The organism is Mailhella sp. (genome assembly GCF_057866825.1).
Window position 1 is genome coordinate 1 of the sequence record NZ_DBMAHT010000219.1, and the last position, 1901, is coordinate 1901.

Consider the following 1901-nt stretch of genomic DNA (forward strand, 5'->3'; position numbering starts at 1 on the left):
GGACGCCATGGGCCCCGTGCTCTCCAAGCTGTACGACACGCTTACCGGCATCCAGATGGGCCGCATCGAAGCCCCCGAAGGCTGGATCAAGCGCATCGCCTGACAAATTCGACCGGTCGGCACGGATATTCCGACCACCGGCTATGACGCGAACGCTCCGGCATGTCGCCTGATGTTCGCCCGTTCGGAGTAACAACAACTGCTCCGTCAAAAGGCCGCTTCCGTATGTCGGAAGCGGCCTTTTCTTTCATGTGCGACGATGCTTCGTCCGCTCAAAAACTGTGCGGCGACAATAGAAACGATCTCCTTCCCGATGCAACGCCCGGCAGACACTCTGCCCCGCGCAGCTCGTCGGCAGGCGACGCCGAAAATGCGTCAAAGACTCAGCACGCCTCTGCCCGATCAGTATTCGCAGAAAAACTCCAGACTCTCCCCGGCAAGCCCCTGACAGAAGCCGTTGCGAAAACGGAAAATTCCGCCGTCATCCTGCACGGCCTCCACGTCCCTTGCCGGACGGGTCAGGGAACATCCGGCCTTCACGCAGCGCTCAAGCACGGCGTCGAGTTCGGCGGCGCTCTCCACGCGAAGCGCAAGGTGCGAAAACACGCCTTCTCCGGAGCCCGTTGCGCCGTACACGATTTCCAGAATGCCGCTGCCCATGTCAAGCATGGTGACACGGCGCGGCGGATTGACCCAGCTTCTCAACAGCGCAAATCCGAGCACTTCCCGATAAAACGTCACCGTGCGCTCGTACACGTCGTTGTCCTGAATGGCCATGGCCACATGGTGCAGACCTGTGCTCATATCGCTGTCTCCCTGATTCTCCCACGCTCAGCGCAGCACGGAGCGAAAGGAGTGAAGTTTATAAAATTCATCCACATACGGAAACTGTTCCTGCATGATGGCCACGCGCCTCGGCAGATAGTCGCTGTAGCTCTGCCGCGATATGATTTCCCCCACAGGCGAGGCCAGCAGGCCGCTCTGCTTCTCCAGCCAGAGCGCCTTTTCCAGCGTCTCTTCCGAGCGGGAACTCTGCTCCGCGTCATGCCAGTCTTCCGCCGCAAGTCTCAGCGTCCGGCACAGCACCTGCAGAGAATACAGATTGCCGTACACATCAATATCCCTCTCGTCCTGAAGAATGAACAGCTGCGAATCCGCCCAGTGATCGTTCCATGTGCGGCAAAAATAATTCACGGACTCCTGAAGCTGCTCGGGTGTACTGAGTCCGTTCATCACGCTCATCACGCCTTTTTCTATGGTGATGCGGGCTTCCTTCACATAGCGGTCTTCCCAGCTCGGACTTGCTGTTTTTACACTCTCCGACGTCGGAACGGCCGCGCCGGCTTTCCACGGCGCTGAAAGAAAAGGAATCATACAACTGACAACGACGGCGGCGACTGCTTTTTTCATGAAAAATCCTGATGCTGGGAGCCTGAAAAGTGCCCTTTCTATAACGCAAATCCTCCGCTCCGACAAGATGGACAGCCAAAGCAGACCGCCTGTGCCAACGCGTTCCGCGCGTTTTGCCGCCTCCCTTTTCTCAACGCGCCCCGCCTTTTTCCGAGCATGCCCTCCCCTGCTTTTCCGGCTTGACACAACCGGGCCGCCCGACTTTAATGACCTCCCGTCATACGCAAGTCATCATACCGGCAAACAAGGATATGTTCATGCGTTCACCCAAACTTTCTCTCCTTCTTCTCGGAATTCTGGCCCTCTCGCTTTCCGCCTGCTCCGCCAGACAGCCTCGCCCAGTCGTGCAGACGGACATGCGTCCGGCCGTTTCCATGAACAACCACCAGCTCGACAACTGGCAGAGCCTCTCCGCCAGACTTCAGCACGACGGTCTGGACAAAGTCCGCACCTCCGAGCTTTTCGCCAGACTCGATCTGCCGCCGTCCTCC

3 protein-coding genes are annotated in these 1901 nt (G+C 58.3%); 1 reads left to right on the forward strand and 2 read right to left on the reverse strand.

All coding sequences use genetic code 11. The features are described 5' to 3' along the window. Nucleotides 1-402: 402 nt before the first annotated feature. On the reverse strand, nt 403-804 hold the full coding sequence (locus tag ACZM96_RS10855) for a VOC family protein (protein WP_489489073.1): 402 nt from the start codon (nt 802-804) through the stop codon (nt 403-405). Nucleotides 805-831: 27 nt separating this feature from the next. After that, nucleotides 832-1410 carry a fibrobacter succinogenes major paralogous domain-containing protein gene (locus ACZM96_RS10860; protein WP_489489074.1) on the reverse strand — a complete coding sequence of 193 codons (579 nt, stop codon included), beginning with the start codon at nt 1408-1410 and terminating at the stop codon, nt 832-834. Nucleotides 1411-1667: 257 nt separating this feature from the next. Here ACZM96_RS10860 and ACZM96_RS10865 point away from each other — a divergent pair. After that, on the forward strand, nt 1668-1901 hold a 234-nt coding region (locus ACZM96_RS10865), incomplete at its 3' end, for a hypothetical protein (RefSeq protein ID WP_489489075.1).